11 protein-coding genes are annotated in these 18,070 nt (G+C 64.3%); 6 read left to right on the top strand and 5 right to left on the bottom strand.

The features are described from left to right. Positions 1 to 120: 120 nt before the first annotated feature. Complete coding sequence (locus FJ950_RS09100) at positions 121 to 1,845, top strand: heparinase II/III family protein (RefSeq protein ID WP_140616560.1); 1,725 nt, start codon at positions 121 to 123, stop codon at positions 1,843 to 1,845. 103 nt (positions 1,846 to 1,948) lie between these two features. After that, on the top strand, positions 1,949 to 3,565 hold the full coding sequence (gene purH, locus FJ950_RS09095; RefSeq protein WP_140616559.1) for a bifunctional phosphoribosylaminoimidazolecarboxamide formyltransferase/IMP cyclohydrolase: 1,617 nt from the start codon (positions 1,949 to 1,951) through the stop codon (positions 3,563 to 3,565). A gap of 40 nt (positions 3,566 to 3,605) precedes the next feature. Here the strand turns inward: purH and FJ950_RS09090 are convergent, their stop codons facing one another. Continuing rightward, positions 3,606 to 4,979, bottom strand: coding sequence for an MFS transporter (locus tag FJ950_RS09090; RefSeq protein ID WP_140616558.1), 1,374 nt, complete (start codon positions 4,977 to 4,979; stop codon positions 3,606 to 3,608). An 86-nt stretch (positions 4,980 to 5,065) separates the two neighbouring features. Beyond that, positions 5,066 to 9,853: an NAD-glutamate dehydrogenase gene (locus FJ950_RS09085; RefSeq protein ID WP_140616557.1), complete on the bottom strand. Its 4,788-nt coding sequence runs from the start codon at positions 9,851 to 9,853 to the stop codon at positions 5,066 to 5,068. A 138-nt stretch (positions 9,854 to 9,991) separates the two neighbouring features. On the opposite strand from FJ950_RS09085, the gene FJ950_RS09080 reads away from it, so the two are divergent. Continuing rightward, positions 9,992 to 10,555, top strand: coding sequence for a peroxidase-related enzyme (locus FJ950_RS09080; RefSeq protein WP_140616556.1), 564 nt, complete (start codon positions 9,992 to 9,994; stop codon positions 10,553 to 10,555). A gap of 141 nt (positions 10,556 to 10,696) precedes the next feature. Beyond that, the gene (locus FJ950_RS09075) at positions 10,697 to 12,517 is read left to right on the top strand and encodes an aromatic amino acid ammonia-lyase (protein ID WP_140616555.1); all 1,821 of its coding nucleotides are present in this window, start codon (positions 10,697 to 10,699) and stop codon (positions 12,515 to 12,517) included. A 2-nt stretch (positions 12,518 to 12,519) separates the two neighbouring features. Here FJ950_RS09075 and FJ950_RS09070 read toward each other — a convergent pair whose 3' ends face one another. Beyond that, the gene (locus tag FJ950_RS09070; protein ID WP_140616554.1) at positions 12,520 to 13,131 is read right to left on the bottom strand and encodes a LysE family translocator; all 612 of its coding nucleotides are present in this window, start codon (positions 13,129 to 13,131) and stop codon (positions 12,520 to 12,522) included. Positions 13,132 to 13,570: 439 nt separating this feature from the next. On the opposite strand from FJ950_RS09070, the gene FJ950_RS09065 reads away from it, so the two are divergent. Then, on the top strand, positions 13,571 to 14,197 hold the full coding sequence (locus FJ950_RS09065; protein ID WP_140616553.1) for a DUF1062 domain-containing protein: 627 nt from the start codon (positions 13,571 to 13,573) through the stop codon (positions 14,195 to 14,197). A gap of 59 nt (positions 14,198 to 14,256) precedes the next feature. On the opposite strand, the gene typA is transcribed toward FJ950_RS09065, so the two are convergent. Continuing rightward, complete coding sequence (gene typA, locus FJ950_RS09060) at positions 14,257 to 16,086, bottom strand: translational GTPase TypA (protein ID WP_015315136.1); 1,830 nt, start codon at positions 16,084 to 16,086, stop codon at positions 14,257 to 14,259. Positions 16,087 to 16,284: 198 nt separating this feature from the next. Here typA and FJ950_RS09055 point away from each other — a divergent pair, with 198 nt between their 5' ends. Further along, positions 16,285 to 16,566, top strand: coding sequence for a hypothetical protein (locus FJ950_RS09055; RefSeq protein WP_140616552.1), 282 nt, complete (start codon positions 16,285 to 16,287; stop codon positions 16,564 to 16,566). A gap of 193 nt (positions 16,567 to 16,759) precedes the next feature. Here the strand turns inward: FJ950_RS09055 and FJ950_RS09050 are convergent, their stop codons facing one another. Next, a complete protein-coding gene (locus tag FJ950_RS09050; protein ID WP_181171133.1) occupies positions 16,760 to 18,043 on the bottom strand; it encodes an MFS transporter in 1,284 nt (427 codons plus the stop codon). Between the last annotated feature and the right edge of the window lie 27 nt (positions 18,044 to 18,070).

Raw genomic sequence — 18,070 nt, 5'->3', positions numbered from 1 at the left:
TTTTTTAGGGCGACCCGGCCACGGCCCCGTTGCGCGCCTTACCGAGGCGAAATCCGCCTTCGCATAAGTTCTTGAATCATATAAGCTTGTGCTTGGGATAGAGGACGACCAGGAGGGGTTTTGGCACTTGCTGCCGGCAACACGACGCGTCTGTGGACGCTGGTCGCGAAGGAGTTCTGGCGCAAGACGCGCCGGCGCCTGCGCGCCGGGCCGATCTATCGCTGGCGCTATTCGGGCCGCACGCCCGAACGTGTCCTGATCGCACCGCCGGACCTGCGCCTCGCCGATCCGCAGATCGCGCTCGAGATCTACTACGGCCGTTATCCCCTGTCCGGCCACCTGGTCGAGACCGGCGGCAAATCCCCTTTCCAGATCAATGTCCCCAATCACGGTTGGCAGAAAACGCTGCATGGCTTCCGCTGGCTGCGCCATATGCGCGCCGCCGGCACCGAGCTTGCCGCCGCCAACGCCCGTGCCCTGGTTTCGGACTGGATCGCCATGCATGGCAATCATATTTCGGGCGTTGCCTGGGAGCCAGGCACGACCGCCAAACGCATCATTGCCTGGCTGCAGCACTCCTCCATCGTGCTGCAGGGTGCCGAGTTCCCCTTCTACCGCGCTTTCCTGAAATCGCTGGCCATGCAGATCCGCTATCTCAGGTCGATGGCGCGCGAAATGCCCGACGGCAAGGACCGGCTGCGCGCCCGCATCGCGCTGGCCTTCGCGGCGCTGTCCCTGCCGGCGCCGGCTTCGGCGCTGCGCGGCGCCACCCGCAACCTCGCGGGGGAACTCAATCGCCAGATCCTTGCCGACGGCGGTCACATCTCGCGCAATCCAATGGCGGTGCTGGAAATCCTCGCCGACCTCCTGCCGCTGCGCCAGACCTATGCCAACCAGGCCGAAGCGCCGCCGCAGGCGCTGATCGGTGCCATCGACCGCATGCTGCCGGCATTGCGTTTCTTCCGCCACCAGGACGGCAGCCTCGCCCGGTTCAACGGCATGGGCGCCACCATCCATGACCGCATCGCCACCATCCTGCGCCATGACGACACCGCCGGCGCACCGCTGCTGCATGCGCCGCATTCGGGCTATGAGCGGCTGGCGATGGGCGGCACCACCGTCATAGCCGATACCGGCCTGCCGCCACCGGTCGACGTGTCCAATGCAGCGCATGCCGGCTGCCTTGCCTTTGAACTGTCGTCGGGCCGCCAGCACTACATCGTCAATGCCGGCATCGACACCTACGGCGCCGCCGAGTTCCGGCCGCTGGCCCGCGCCACCGCCGCGCATTCGACGGCCACCATCAACGACACGTCTTCGGCGCGTTTCACCCACGCGCTGCGGGTAAACGACCAGTTGGGTTCACCGCTGATCGGCGGCCCGCAGCAAGTGCAGTGCAAGCGCATCGACCAGAAGGGCGTCCACGGCTTCATCGCCCGTCATGACGGCTATCTCCAGCGTTTCGGCTTCCTGCATGAGCGCGAGTTGAAACTCTCCTCGGACGGCAATGTGCTGGCGGGCCGGGACCGGTTCCAGCGGCCGGGCAGCACAGCGATCCGCAACAATGGCCGCGATTTCATCACCGTGCGCTTTCACATCCACCCCGACATCAATCTGCTGCAGGACGAGCAGGAGCGGCTGGTCCTGACCGGCGATCAGGCCGATACCTGGGTGTTCACCTCCAGCGAAGTGGTGCCCGAAGTTGAGGAATCGATCTATTTTGCCGGTCTTGGCGGTCCGCGCCGCAGCCGCCAGATCGTGCTCGCCTTCAAGGCGTCCGAAATTGCCGACGTCCACTGGCAGCTGACCCGCACAAAGATCGCCGGTTATTCCGAAAACAATTGAGCTTGCGGCGGCAATGGCATGCCGCGAAAAGCCAACGCTTGATTTCCGAGCCTCATGTGCTACGGCGCGGGCACGCTCCTCCAGACAAGAAAGGCCGCCAGCCATGGCCGTTCCTGCCAAGAACATTCCCGCCCCGGACCTCGTTCCGGTCCGCCGTGCGCTGCTCTCCGTCTTCGACAAGACGGGCTTGATCGACTTTGCCAGGGCATTGGCCGCGGCCGGCGTCGAGCTGGTCTCCACCGGCGGCACGGCAAAAGCGATCGCCGAGGCCGGCATGGCGGTGCGCGACGTCTCCGAGCTCACCGGCTTCCCCGAGATCATGGATGGCCGCGTCAAGACGCTGCACCCGTCCGTGCATGGCGCGCTGCTTGGCGTGCGCGACGACCCCGAGCACGCATTGGCGATGCGCAAATACGGCATCGAGCCGATCGATCTCGTCGTCTCCAATCTTTACCCGTTCGAGGAAGTCCGCCGCTCCGGCGCCGACTACGCGGCGATCGTCGAGAACATCGACATTGGCGGCCCGGCGATGATCCGCGCCTCGGCCAAGAACCACGCCTATGTCGCCATCGTCACCGATCCCGGCGACTACGCCGCGGTGCTCAACGCGCTGGAGATGAACATCGGCTCTCTGTCGTTGGATTTCCGCAAGAAGCTGGCGGCGAAGGCCTTCGCCCGCACCGCTACCTACGATGCGGCGATCTCGGGCTGGTTCGCCGAGGCGCTGGAGATCGAGCATCCAACCTGGCGCGCTTTCGGCGGCAGGCTGGCCGAGGTGATGCGCTACGGCGAGAACCCGCACCAGGGCGCCGGCTTCTACGTCAATGGCGACAAACGGCCGGGCGTCGCCACGGCGCGGCAGTTGCAGGGCAAGCAGCTATCCTACAACAACATCAACGACACCGACGCCGCCTTCGAACTGGCCGGCGAATTCGATCCCAATCGCTCGGCCGCCGTCGCCATCATCAAGCACGCCAATCCGTGCGGCGTAGCCGAAGGCACATCGCTGAAAGCGGCCTACGCCAAGGCGCTCGCCTGCGACCCGGTCTCGGCCTTCGGCGGCATCGTCGCCTTGAACCGCACCCTTGACGCCGAGGCGGCCGAGGAAATCGTGAAAACCTTCACCGAGGTGATCATCGCGCCCGACGCGACCGACGAGGCTGCTGCAATCATAGCTGCCAAGAAGAATTTGCGCCTGCTGGTCACCAGCGGCCTGCCGGACCCGCGCACGGCCGGCACGACGGTCAAGTCGGTTTCAGGCGGCCTGCTGGTCCAAGGCCGCGACAATGCCGTGGTCGACGACCTCGAACTGAAGGTGGTGACGAAGCGCGCGCCGACGCCTAGTGAAATGGCCGATCTCAAATTCGCCTTCCGCGTCGCCAAGCACGTCAAGTCGAACGCCATCGTCTACGCCAAGGACGGCGCCACGGTCGGCATCGGCGCCGGCCAGATGAGCCGGGTCGATTCCTCGCGCATCGCCGCGCGAAAGGCGATCGACGCGGCGGAGGCGGCAGGCATGGCCGAGCCGTTGACCAAGGGCTCGGTGGTCGCGTCGGATGCCTTCTTCCCCTTCGCCGACGGCCTGCTGTCGGCCATCGAAGCCGGTGCCACCGCCGTGATCCAGCCGGGCGGTTCGATGCGCGACGACGATGTCATCGCCGCCGCCGACGAACATGGCATTGCCATGGTGTTCACAGGCATTAGGCATTTCAGGCACTAACCTGCCGCTCGGCGGCCAGTGGGGTGAATTATCGAAGCATCTACTCCGGCCGATCCGCCGGATACGGTGTGCGAACCAGGATCGCCATGCCAATGGCCAGGAACAAAATAATCGCCGCCATGCCAAGCCGGGCCGAGCCGCTGGTTGCGGTAATCGTCGCCACCATGAACGGCGCCAGGAAACTGGTCGCCCGACCGGCCAGCGCATAGATGCCGAAATAGCGACCGGATTCGGCTGCGGTCACGCTGCGCGCCATGTAGGAGCGCGACGAGGCCTGCACCGGCCCGAAGGCCAGGCCGATCAGCAGGCCGTACATGATGTAGGCCTTTTCGGCCGCCGTACCGAACAGGCCGCCTGAATCGGCGGTCGAAAGCTGGATCAGGCCGAGCAGCGTGAACCCAGGGCCGGTCGAGACCACGCCGATAGTGGCGATGGACAGCATGACCAGCGAAATCATCACCACCGCCTTGGAGCCCAGCGCGGTGTCCAGGCGGGCGGCGACCCAGCAGCCGAAGATGGCGACGATATTGAGGATGATGCCGAACATCCCGATCTCGGTGATCGACCAGTGGAACATGCCCGCCGCGAAGGTGCCGCCCAGCGCCAGCAAGGCATTGACGCCATCCTGGTAGATCATGCGGGCGACGAGAAAGCGGAAGATGCCGCCGCGCTTGCGCACCTCGGCCAGTGTCGATTTCAGCTCCGACAGGCCTTCGCGCACCGCCGGCCCGATCGGGATGCCCTTGATGGCGTCGGGCGTAAAGAAAAACATCGGCAGGATGAACAGGAAATACCAGCCCGCCGACAGCGGCCCGGTGGCGCGAGCATCCTCGCCCAGTTGCGGATCGAGCCCGAACAGCGGGGTGATGCCGATGATCGTCTTGCCGGTCTCCGGCGAGCCGGCCAGGCAGGTGACGACGAAGATCAGTGCGATCATGCCGCCGAGATAACCGAGGCCCCAGGCCATGTTGGAGATGCGGCCGATCTCGCTCTTTGGCACCAGCCGCGGCATCATGGAATCGTTGAAGACAGTGGAGAACTCCGCCGCCACCGACGCCAGCGAGAACAGCGCCACGACCAGGAACAGGTTGGAACCCGGCGCGGCGAACCAGAGCAAGGTGAGACTGGTGATCTTGATCGCCGCGAAAAACGCGATCCACGGCTTGCGCGGCCCAGTCTGGTCGGCGATCGATCCGAGGATCGGCGATAGCACCGCGATGACCAGCCCGGCCGCGGCGATGCCATAACCCCAGACGGCCTGGCCAGTGGTTGGATCACCCGCCATGCGCGAAACGAAATAGGGGCCGAAGATGAAGGTGGTGACGACCGTGAAGAACGGCTGCGCCGCCCAGTCGAAGAACATCCACCCCCAGATGCCGCGCCCGGATGCCCGCTGCACTGTCTCTACCGCCATAGTGATTCCCCCCGGCGTCCGCTCCGCCCATTTCGGGCGCCATGTCTGCATGTTTCGAATGATCATGCAAACGGACAACCGCTGGCTCACATGCCCGTCAGATCGCTCATCAGCCCCGACGCAACCGACAGCCGCGACACGGTGATGTCGCCGCCCTCCGTCAACGCCTGCAGCCGTTCGCGGATGCGCGCCACCCGCTCGCCACCGGCTTCGAGCCAGGCCGCCACCGGATCGGCCGCCTCGGCATGGCCGGTAAGCGCGGCGATAGCGATGCCGCGCCGCGCCGCGCCGATCGTGTCGGTGGCGCGGGACAGAGCGAGCTGGTCATAATAGTCCGATGGCGTGATCGAGCGCGCCGCATCCTCGACGCGCGGGATGCGGAAGGCATCGCTGACGGCGAAGAACGCCTTGGCCGCCGCGACGATATCGGCACCGGCGGTGCGGGCCGTCAGCGCGACGTCCGGGATGAGCTCCGCCGCCTCGCTCATCGCCAGCTGCTCGGCCAGCTTTTCCGGTGCGCCCGCCTTGAACAGCCCGTGCCGCTTCTCCTCGATCCGCTCGCGCGAAAAAGCCGGCAGCAGCGAAACGAGCTTGGGCTCCAGCGCCTTGCGCGCATCCTGCAGTTCGGCGATGCGCTGGCCGAGCGGTGCCGTGCCGGCATCGTTCTTCAGGTACCAGCCGCTGCTCATATAGATAAGCCGGCTCACCATCTGATAGAGATCGAGTTGCACCTGGCCGTCGACCAGGTTGTCGAGCGCGTCGATCTCGCGATAGAGCGCGGGCAGCGCAAAGCCATCGCGCACCACGGCGAAGGTGCGCACCACATCGGCTGCGGTGCGCCCCGTCGCCTCCTGCAGCCGGTTGACGAAGGACGGCCCACCGCGATTGACCAGATCGTTGGCGACGACACGCGCGATGATCTCGCGGCGCAACCGGTGGCCATGGATCTCGGAAGCGTATTTCTTCGCCATCCGGTCCGGGAAATAACCCATCAGGTCGCGGTCGAAATGCGCATCGTCAGGCACGTCGCTGGCGACGATGTCGGAAAACAGCACGATCTTGGCATAGGCGAGCAGCACGCCGAGCTCGGCCCGGGTCAACGGCTCGCCGCGCGCCTCGCGCTCGGCAAGCGCTGCCGGCGACGGCAGTGTTTCCACGACACGATCGAGCAGGCCGCGTGCCTCCAGCGCCGTCATGAAGCGGCTCTGATGCGTGATGTCGGCGAGGCCGCGCTTGCGGGCGATCGAAAGCGCCAGCGTCTGCTGGTAGTTGTTGGACAGCACCAGCCCGCCGACCTCGTCGGTCATCTCGGCCAGCAGCTTGTTGCGCGCCGGCCGCGTCAGCGATCCCTTGCGCATTGCCGACGCCAGCGCGATCTTGATGTTGACCTCGACGTCGGAGCAGTTGACGCCGCCCGAATTGTCGATCGCATCGGAGTTGCAGCGGCCGCCATTCATGCCGAACTCGATGCGCGCCCGCTGCGTCACACCCAGGTTGGCGCCCTCGCCGATCACCTTGGCGCGCACCTCGAGCGCCGTGATGCGGATGGCATCGTTGGCACGGTCGCCGACCTCGGCATTGGTCTCGGTCGATGCCCTGAGATACGTGCCGATGCCGCCGAACCACAAGAGGTCGACCGGCGCCTTGAGGATGGCGGTCATGATCTCGACCGGCGTGGCGGTCGTCTTGGCAAGTCCGATCGCCGCCGCCGCGGCAGCCGGCAAGGTGATCGATTTCTGGCTGCGCGAAACGATGACGCCGCCATCCGACAGCTTGGTCTTGTCATAGTCCTGCCAACTCGAACGCGGCAGCGCGAACATGCGCTCGCGCTCTGCCATCGAGGCCGCCATGTCGGGATCGGGATCGATGAAGATGTCGCGATGGTCGAAAGCGGCGATCAGCCGCGTTTTCGGCGACAACAGCATGCCATTGCCGAACACGTCGCCCGACATGTCGCCGACGCCCACGACAGAGAAGGGCGAGGTCTGGATGTCGCGGTTCATCTCGCGGAAATGCCGCTTGACCGCTTCCCAGGCGCCCTTGGCGGTGATGCCCATCTTCTTGTGGTCGTAGCCGGCCGAACCACCGCTGGCGAAGGCGTCGTCGAGCCAGAAGCCGTGCTTTTCCGAGATGGCGTTGGCGGTGTCGGAGAAGGTTGCCGTGCCCTTGTCGGCGGCGACGACGAAATAAGGATCGTCCTGGTCGCGGCGCACGACACCTGCCGGTGGAATGACGCCGTCCAGGCCGATATTGTCCGTGATCGAGAGCAGGCTGGAAACGAAGTTCTTGTAAGCCGATGTGCCGGCCTCGAAGATCGCGTCGCGTCCGGCGCTCATCGGCAGTTTCTTGGGATAGAAGCCGCCCTTGGCGCCGACCGGCACGATGACGGCGTTCTTGACCTGTTGCGCCTTGACCAGGCCGAGCACCTCGGTGCGATAGTCCTGGGCGCGGTCGGACCAGCGCAAGCCGCCACGCGCAACCGGGCCGAAGCGCAGGTGCAGGCCTTCGACCTCCGAGCCGTAGACGAAAATTTCACGCCATGGCCGCGGCGCCGGCAATCCCTCGACCGCCTGCGACTCGAGCTTGATCGCCAGCGACTGGCCTTTTTCTTTCGTATCGGCAACGAAATGATTGGTGCGCAGCGAGGCTTCGATCAAATTGAGGTAGCGGCGGATGATGGTGTCGTCATCAATGTTGGGCACATCCTCCAGCGCATCCTTGATCTTGGCCTTGAGGTGCTTTGCCGCCACCACGCCTTCGGTTTCGGCCGTCGGGCCGAGCCGGGCGATGAACAGCGCGTGCAGACCGCGCGCGATCTCGGGATAGCGGTTGAGTGCGGCGGCGATGAAATCCTGGCTCTGCGGGATGCCGACCTGCTGCAGGTAACGGCCATAGGCACGCAGGATGGTGATCTCGCCCGACCACAGGCCGGCGGTCTGGGCGAGGCCGTTATAGCCGTCATTGTCGACGTCGCCCCGCCACACCGACAGGAAAGCCTCCTCGAACAGCGCACCGCCGTCGGCGAGGTCGATCGGCTTGCCGTAGCTGTTCTCCAGTTCCATGTCGTGGATGAAGACCAGGCCCGACTGGTCGTCGCCGACTTCGAAAGTCCGCTCGCTGATGACGCGGAAGCCGATGTTCTCCAGCACCGGAACGCGCCGCGACAGTGCCACCGGGCTGCCATGGTGATAGATCTTCAGCGCCGCCTGGTGCGGCTTCTGCTCGGCATGGCGGTAATAATCGATGTCGATCGGATTGCCGGCGCTGATCTTGGCGATTCGTCCGGCATCGGCCAGCGCCACGCCAGCGCTGAACGTATCCCGGTAGCTCTCTGGCAGCCGCGCGGCGATGGCTTTCAACGCCGGGTCGCTGCCGCTGGCTTCGGCCGCATCGGCAAGCGCATCTTCCCAGGTGCGCACGATGTCGCGGATCGCCGCCTCGATCGTCGCCTGCTCGACCTTCGGCGTCTTGCCGCCGGAGCGGCCGATGATGAAGTGCACGCGCGCCAGCCCGCCTTCCGGGAAAGCCGGGTAATAGGCCGACAGCCGGCCCTCGAACGCGGTTTTCAGATAGGTGCCGATCTTCTCGCGCACGACGCTGTCGTAGCGGTCGCGCGGCACGAAGACGAGGATCGAGACGAAACGGTCGAACTGGTCGACGCGCACCAGCGCCCGCACGCGCGGCCGCTCGACCAGGCCCAGAATGGCAGCGGCATGCTTGCGCAGGATCGGCACCGGAACCTGGAACAGCTCGTCGCGTGGATAGCTTTCCAGCACGTTGATCAGCGCCTTACCGGAGTGGTCGTGGCGGTCGAACCCCGACTTGGCGATGATGGTTTCGGCCTTGGACCTGAGATACGGGATCTTCATCACCGAGCGCGTGTATGCGGTCGAGGTGAACAGGCCGACGATGCGCAGTTCGCCCGCCAACGTGCCTTTGGCGCTGTAGGTCTTGACGCCGATGTAATCGAGATAGATGCGCCGGTGCACCAGCGACTTGGCATTGGCCTTGGTGACGATCAGCGGCTCCGGTCCGTGCAGGAAAGCGCGGATTTCCGGCGTCGTCGTCACCGCCTCGGTGCCGCGTCTCAGCACCAGCACGTCCGGGTCGGTCAGGATGCCGAGGCCGGGTTTTTCTGCCCGCTCCAGATTGCCGCTTTCCTCGCCGCCGGTGTATTTGAATTCACGCATGCCAAGGAAAGTGAAATTGTCGTCGCGCAGCCACTCCAGGAAAGCGATCGCCTCGGCGACGCTCTTTTTGTCGAGCGGCACCGCCGAATAGCGGAATTCGGAGATGGCCTGATCGAGCCGAGCTAGCATCGGCCGCCAGTCGTTGACGGCGGCATGGACCTGGCCGAGCATCTTGCGCAGCCGCTCGGCCAGGCCATTTGCTTGTTCGGGCGTCAGCCGGGGAATATGGACATGGATCACGCTGAGCCGGTCGTGGCTGCCGTCATCCCTGGCGAAATTGCCATCGCCGAGGATTTCGTCGACACCCGTCTTGCCATGGCGGACCGTAATCACCGGATGGGTGACCAGGGTCGGTTCGCCGGCGGTTTCTGTAACCTCGCCGAGGATGGAATCGAACAGGAATGGCATGTTGTCGTTGACCACCGTGATGACGGTCACCGGACGGCCTTCGCGAACCACGCCCGAATCGGCGTCGACGGCGACGACGCACTCACCCTTTTTGTGGGCGGCGACCGCCTGGCCGGCGAGATCGGCGGCACGCTCGAGGTCGGCCACGTCATAGGCGGCGATATCCTCCGCCGGCGCGCGGGCGAGCAGGTAATCGGCGAGCCTGGCCGGCCTTTCCTCTGCCTTAGCCGCAGGTGCCTTCTTCTTCGACTTAGCTGCGGATTTTACGCTGGCCATGACGCTTCTTCCCTCCCGTCGCATGCTTTTGCGACTATGGTAGCAGATGACCGCTGTTTGGCGACAAAGGTTTGACGGCTTGCCAAGAATTCTCGGAATTCGGCGGCAAGGCTTCGCATGACGAGGAGAAGTGACACGATGACCGGCAAAATCACCGCGCTAGGCCTGGCCGCCGGAGAGCTGAGCGAGCCGACAAAAGCCTATTTCGCCAAATGCGAGGAAAAGCTCGGCCTCGTCCCCAACGTGCTCAAGGCCTATGCCTTCGACGACAAGAAACTGCGCGCCTTCACCGACATGTACAATGATTTGATGCTGGGCGAGTCCGGCCTGTCGAAGCTGGAACGCGAGATGATCGCGGTCGCCGTCTCCTCCATCAACCACTGCTACTATTGCCTGACCGCGCATGGCGCGGCGGTGCGCCAGCTCTCGGGCGATCCCCTGCTTGGTGAGATGATGGTGATGAATTTCCGCGCCGCCGATCTTTCGCCGAAGCAAACGGCAATGCTCGACTTCGCCGTCAAGCTGACGGAGGAGCCGGCCAGGATCGTCGAGGCCGATCGCGCGGCCCTGCGCCAGGCCGGCTTCAGCGATCGCGACATCTGGGATATCGCCTCGACCGCGGCCTTCTTCAACATGTCGAACCGTGTCGCGGCCGCGATCGACATGCGGCCGAACGACGAATACCACGCCATGGCGCGATAGGGCCACGCGCGTTCCACCATCGGTCCTGCTTCGCATCAAGCGTTGACAGGCGAATGCCGCCGGCTAGTTTTCCGGGAAACAAAATTTCCGAGGGGTGAACTTGATGCCCGAGGCCAACGCTTCGTGAATGGGAGTCCCCCTATGCTTGATGCAATTGCCAAACCCGGGATTTTTCTCCGCGCCTTGACCATGACGCTGGCGCTTGCCCCTCCACCCGCCCACGCCTTCGAGGCGGTGACAGCCTACCAGCCCATTTTCGAGACAGCCGCGGCCAAGACGATAACGCTGACTGGCCATGACCTGACCGTCGAACAGGTCATCGACATCGCCCGCAACGGCGCCAAGGTCGAGCTCAGTCCCGAGGCGCTGCAACGTTCGGCGGACGCTTATGGCCTGCTGCTCGAAGGTGCTGCCGAAGGTGTCACCATCTACTGGTTCAACCGTGGCGCCGGCGACCAGCGCGAGACGGTGATCTTCTCGGGCGATCCGACGACGCCGGAAAACAGTAAGCTGCTCAAGGATCAGCAGCTCGCCCGCTTCAAGGGCGGCGTCAACAGAGGCTACGGGCCGGAGCTGCAGGAAGAAGCGCTGGTACGCGCCATCATGGCGATCCGCGCCAACACCATGTCCTACGAGGCTGCCAGCCCGCAGCTGACGCATATGCTGGTCGACATGCTGAACAAGCGGGTGACGCCGGTCGTGCAATCGCGCGGCACGCTCGGCGAAGGCGACCTCGCGACGCTGGGCAATATCGGCGCGGCCATGGTCGGCGAAGGCGAAGCCTATCTCGATGGCGTCCGCATGCCGGCCACACAGGCCCTTTCGCAGGCCGGTCTGAAGCCTCTCGAGCCTTTCGCCGCCGACCAGGCCGCGCTGATCAGCACCAATGCCTACGCACAGGCACAGGCCGTGCTTTTGCTGGAGGACGCGCGAAAACTGCTGGAGTGGACCGACCTCAGCTACGCCATGGGGCTGAACGGCATGAATTCCAGCGTGACGCCGATTTCGGCACCCGTGCAATCCACGCGGCCTTACCCATGGCTGACATGGGATGCCGCGCGGGTCATGGACATGATCAAGGGCAGCTATCTCTTCGACGAGGATCAGGCCCGCATCATCCAGGATCCGGAAAGCATGCGCGCCTCCAGCCAGCGTCAGGGCTCGGCCTGGCAGGCCTGGGCGGATCTGCGCCAATCCGTGCTGCTCTCCATCAATTCGTCGGATCACAATCCGGCCGTGCTGCCGGGCCTGACGCCGCAGAGCTCGCCTGAGCTGAGCACGCCGCAATTCATGAAATATTATATCAAGGGCGGGCCGCTGAGCGGCGGCAAGTCCGGCTATATCTTCTCCAACGCCAACTGGGATCCCTATCCCATGGCCAATCAGGTCGAGGCTTTCACCATCTCTCTCACCAATCTCGGTGTCGCGGTGGCGCAGCGCATCGAGCGCTTCCGCAATCCCTTCTTTACCGTGATCAAGCCGATCGATGTGCTGAAGCCCGACGAGCGCAAGGACATCCCGACCTTCGATGGCTATCTGCCGACCGATCTCTGGCAGGAACTGGCCGACCTCGGCACGCCGGTGACGCCGAATGGCCAGGCGATCGTCGCCACCGTCGAGGATCTGGAAGGGCAGACCCGCATCAAGACGCAACGCGCCCGCGAGGCGGTCGACATATCCTTCCATCTCTTGGCGCAGGACCTGTTGACGGCAAGCTATTGGATGGAAATCCGCAAGGCGCAGAACCCGCAGCGGAAATTCGGCGAGGCGCCAACCGCGGCGCTCGAGGCGCTGCGCCAGGTGATCCCCTGGCACCAGGCGGCATCGGAACGGCAAAAGCGGCCGCTCGGCATGGTCGCCTACGATTTCATGCAGGAGAACCCGGCCTCGAAATTCTATTCCGGCGGACCGCAGGCGCCGAAGGCGGCCGCCATGCCTGCGGCCGGCGTCTTGCCCAGATAGCCTTACCGCGCCGCGATGGCCGCCGCCGCACCGGCCATCGTCGTGGCGCTGACGCGGTTGGCGATCTTCATGGCGCGCTTGCTCCTGAGGAGCTTACGCGCCTGCGAGGCGGCGAGCACCCAGGCGAGATCGATGGCGATCAGCACCACCGCCATGGTCGCCGTCAGTTCGACCCAGCCGACGAGACTGACCGAAGCGAGGTCGATGATGGTCGGCAACAGCGCCAGGTAAAACATCATGATCTTGGGATTGCCGAGCGTGACGGCCATGCCGGCGAAAAAAAGCTTGCCGGCCGAATCCTCACGCGGCATCTCGCCCTCCTTGGCGTCGACGGGCGCCGTCCACATCTTCCAGGCGAGATAGGCCAGGTAGAGAACGCCGATCCATTTCACAACGACGAAAGCGAAATGGAAGGTCTGCGCCACCACGGCCAGCCCAAACACCGCCAGCGACAGCCAGATGCCTTCGCCGATCCACATGGCAAGCAGGAACGGAAACACATCGCGAAACCCCTTCGAGATAACGCGCGCGACAAGCGCCGCGATCGATGGGCCAGGCGAACCGGCGGCCACGAACAAGGCGGCGGCGAAAATCAGCAGCGAGGCGAGGTGCATGGCGAGGGTCTCCGCGTAAGGGCTTCACCAACCACAATAACCCGACAGCTGCGTCTCTGGCAAAGGCAAGACAATATGGGCCATGGGCGCTGACCCCCTCAGCGTGACTTGCGGAGCCCCTTGCAGCCCCAGCGTCACGCCGCTAGAAGGGCCGCCGCGAAACAATTTCGAGCTTCACTTTGCCCCAGTAACCACCGGTCTCGTCAACTCCCCCGACACACCTGCATGGCGCCGCATCAGCGGTGCCTGTTTGTTTTTTTGATGTGTTCCTCTGGGCGGCGGTTCGAGACCGGTTTGGCACTGCTGAACCGCTGTCGCTCGGCTTACCGCCAGCGACACCTGACGTCACAATCTCCGCAGCCGCCCGCCACGCCGCGCCCGCATGGGCATCTCGATAGAGCCGACCGGATGAACTTCCCAACGGGAAGGACTTACCGGCATGTCTTGCGCCCTGCGCGTCCACTGGACGATCGCGCCTGAAATCGCACCACGACCCCTGATCAACGGCAATCGCTGTGGCTTCGTGAAAGCCTACCGCTGCAGCGAGAAATTCCGCGTCAACGCCAACGGCAAGCGCATCGACGTGTGGCTGATCTATCGCTGCGTCGACTGCGACAATTCCTGGAATTTCGGCATTTTCGAGCGCTGCAACCGGCGCGATATCGCGCCGGCACTGCTGGCGGCGCTCGAAAGCAATGATCCGGCACTGGTCCGGAGCCATGCCTTCGACATCGTCGCCCTACGCAACCAGGTGGGACGCGTCGAAGAGTTCCCTGACGTCGTCGTGCGCAAGCAGGTGATCGGCGGGATTAAGCAAGGCGCGACGGTGCTGGAGCTCCGACTTGGTCTGGAAATACCGGTATCGTTGAGGCTTGACCGGCTGCTCGCCAACGAACTCGGCATCTCGCGGTCGCGCCTTCACGCACTGGACGAGCGGAGGCTGCTGACCATCGAGCCGGATGGAGCAAAGGCCCTGCGCAAACCGGTCCGAGAGGGAGCGACAATCCGCATCGATCTCGCCAGCGAGCCCGACCGGCGGACCATCATCTCGGCCGCTGGTGGATGAACGAAAGAGGGCGGAGAACAAGTGCTCCGCCCTCTCAAACTCTCGGAAAAAGGGAAACTTTACGCCGCGCCGACCGCCTTCGACGACTTCTCGAAACGCTTGCGCTCGTTCGGGTCGAGATAAAGCTTGCGCAGGCGAATGGTCTTCGGCGTCACCTCGACCAGTTCGTCGTCCTGGATCCAGGCCAGCGCGCGCTCCAGCGTCATGCGGATCGGCGGGGTGAGCTTGACCGCCTCGTCCTTGCCGGCGGCGCGGATGTTGGTCAGCTTCTTGCCCTTCAGCACGTTCACTTCGAGATCGTTGTCCCGGCTGTGGATGCCGATGATCATCCCCTGATAGACCTTGACGCCGGGATCGATGACCATCGGACCGCGATCTTCAAGGTTCCACATGGCGTAAGCCACCGACTCGCCCTGTTCGTTGGAGATCAGCACGCCGTTGGTGCGACCAGGCAACTCGCCCTTGTAAGGCTCGTAGGCATGGAACAGCCGGTTCATCACGGCGGTGCCGCGCGTATCGGTCAACAGTTCCGACTGGTAGCCGATCAGGCCGCGCGTCGGCGCATGGAAGACGATGCGCTGGCGGTTGCCGCCCGAGGGACGCAGCTCGACCATTTCGGCCTTGCGTTCCGACATCTTCTGCACGACGACACCGGCATGCTCCTCGTCGACGTCGATGACGACTTCCTCGACCGGCTCCAGCAATTCGCCATTCTCGCCCTTCTGCATGACGACGCGCGGACGCGAGACGGCGATCTCGAAACCTTCGCGGCGCATGGTCTCGATCAGGACGGCGAGCTGCAATTCGCCGCGGCCGGAAACGAAGAACGAATCCTTGTCGGGCGATTCTTCGATTTTCAGCGCGACATTGCCTTCGGCCTCGCGCAGCAGACGGTCACGAATGACGCGACTGGTCACCTTGTCGCCCTCGGTGCCGGCCAACGGGCTGTCGTTGACGAGGAAGGACATGGTCACGGTCGGCGGATCGATCGGCTGTGCATGCAGCGCCTCGGTCACCGCCAGGTCGCAGAACGTGTCGGCGACGGTGCCCTTGGACAGGCCGGCGATGGCGACGATGTCACCCGCCTGCGCTTCTTCGATCGGCTGACGCTCGAGGCCGCGGAAAGCGAGAATCTTTGAAATGCGGCCGGTCTCGATCTGGGTGCCGTCATTGTGCAGCACCTTGACCGCCTGGTTGGACTTCAGCGTGCCGCTCTCGATGCGGCCGGTTATGATGCGACCGAGGAACGGGTTTGCTTCCAGGATAGTGCCGATCATGCGGAACGGGCCGGGGTGAACGGTCGGCGCCGGCACATGCTTGATGACGAGGTCGAACAGCGGCGCAAGCTGCTGGTCCTTCGGGCCTTCCGGATTTTCCGACACCCAGCCGTCGCGGCCCGAACCATAGAGGATCGGGAAGTCGAGCTGCTCGTCGGTGGCGTCGAGCGCGGCGAACAGGTCGAACACCTCGTTGACCACCTCGACATGGCGCGCGTCCGGCCGGTCGATCTTGTTGATGACGACGATCGGCCTCAAGCCGACCTTGAGCGCCTTGCCGACGACGAACTTGGTCTGCGGCATCGGCCCTTCGGCGGCGTCGACCAGCACGATGGCGGAATCCACCATCGACAGGATGCGCTCGACCTCACCGCCGAAATCGGCGTGGCCGGGCGTGTCGACGATGTTGATGCGCGTGTCCTTCCAGTCGACCGAGGTCGCCTTGGCCAGGATGGTGATGCCGCGTTCCTTTTCGAGATCGTTGGAATCCATGGCACGCTCGGCGACGCGCTGGTTGTCGCGGAAGGAGCCGGACTGTTTCAAAAGCTGGTCGACCAGGGTGGTCTTTCCATGGTCGACGTGCGCGATGATCGCGATATTACGGAGGTTCATGATTCTGGTCTCGGAAGCGTTGCAGGCAGCAGGCCAAAGGCGCTGCCTCTTTCGGTTGCGCGGCTCATACAGGGTTTTTCGCAGTTGCGAAAGGGGACGCGCGATACCAAATACTCATCAAATCTTAAGCATCTGCGTGTGAAATGATTTTGTTAACCAAGGCGGGAACCTTTTCAGGGCCCGGACAGTTCGAACGTCATGACCGATAGACTCAACCGATTTTGGCCACTTATCGCGTCCGCCGCCTTTGCGATGCTGCTGGCGGCCAACGCCGCGCAGTCGGCCGCGACGCTGAAGGAAACGCGGCCGGCCATGTCGGCCGATGCGCCTTCCGCGCAGCAGGCCTTTGCCGACGCGCCCGACGGCGTCGACCCCGTGGTGACCGGGCCGGTCAGTGCCGCCTTCAAGCAGAGACAGGCGAGCGCCAACTGCGACGCGGCGGTCTGGCCCAACATTCCAATGGTCTGCTACCCCGACTGATCGTCCGCGCCCGTTCTTACACGCTGAGGTGTGTTGAGATTCAGGTCAGGCCGAGCCGAAAATAGTGGTTTTCGAGAATCCGAGCGGAGCGTACATTTTGTACGTGAGCACAGTTCTACTGCGACGCAGTAGAACGGAGAAGCGCAGGAATCCGCCGTTTGCAGGCCGGCCTCACCTGAATTATCGACGCGCCTCAAGCCGCCTGCGGTTCGGGATCGAAGGCCGGCCGGCTGGTGTTGATCAGGAGCGAAATACAGGCGGCGGCGATTGCCGTCATGCCGGCAATCAGGAACGCCAGTTCGTAGTTGCCTTGCAGTTCGCGCATGGTGCCGCCGAAGGCAGCGGCGGTGGCGGCACCCACCTGATGGCCGGCGACGATCCAGCCGAACACGATCGGCCCGCTGCGGTCGCCGAAGGCTTCGTTGGCGAGCCTTAAAGTCGGCGGCACGGTGGCGATCCAGTCGAGACCATAGAGCACCGCGAAGATGATCAGGCTGGTTGCCGAGAAGCCGGAATAGGGCAAATAGATCAGCGACAGGCCACGAATGGCATAGTAGACGCCGAGCAGCTTGCGCGGGTCGTAGCGGTCGGTGAGCCAGCCGGACAGCGTGGTGCCGATCAGGTCGAAAATGCCCATCATCGACAACAGGCCGGCGGCCTGCACCTCGCCGATACCCATGTCGCCGCAGAAGGCGATCAGATGGGTGCCGACCAGCCCGTTGGTGGTGAAGCCACAGACGAAGAAAGTGGCGAACAGGTACCAGAAAACCCGCGTGCCGGCGGCGCGGCGCAGCGTGCTGAGCGTATGCGCCAGGAAATTGCCTTGTGATGCGGGCGAAGTCGGCGGCACATCATCCGCCTGGGCGCCATAACGCACCATTCCGATCGAGGCAGGGCGCTCCGGCACCAGCAACCAGACCAGAGGGATCAACGCCGCGGTGGCGATCGCGACAGCGATGACGACAGGCTGCCAGCCGCCTGACTGGGCGAGCGAGGCGATGAGCGGCAGGAAAATCAGCATGCCGGTGGCGCTGGAGGCCGACATCAGCCCCATGACAAGACCGCGATTGGTCTTGAACCAGCGGTTGACGATGGTGGCGCCAAGGACGCTGGCGACAGCGCCGGATCCGATGCCGGAAAAAACGCCCCAGGTGATGAACAGATGCCATGGCTTGGTCATCAGCAGGCTGAGCGTGGTCGAAGCCGACATCACCACCAGCGACGCCAGCAGCGTGCGGCGCAGCCCGATGCGCTCCATGAGCGCGGCGGCGAACGGACCGGTCAGCCCATAGAGCAGGATGCCGACGCCCGCGGCCAGCGAAATGACGTCGCGCCGCCAGCCGAAGCTGTTTTCGAGCGGCAGCATCATGACGGAAGGCGCCGAGCGCAGGCCGGCCGCGATCAGCAGGCAGAGGAAGATGACGCCCACCACCACGAAAGCGTAGCGCTGGCCAAAGGGACGGGATTGAGCTATCATGTTACTGACCGGTACGTTGCAAGATGG

It is taken from the genome of Mesorhizobium sp. B2-3-14 (assembly GCF_006442175.1).
Classification (GTDB): Bacteria; Pseudomonadota; Alphaproteobacteria; order Rhizobiales; family Rhizobiaceae; genus Mesorhizobium; species Mesorhizobium australicum.
Note: the sequence above shows the minus strand (reverse complement) of the source record. Positions and strands in the feature narration are given on the sequence as shown.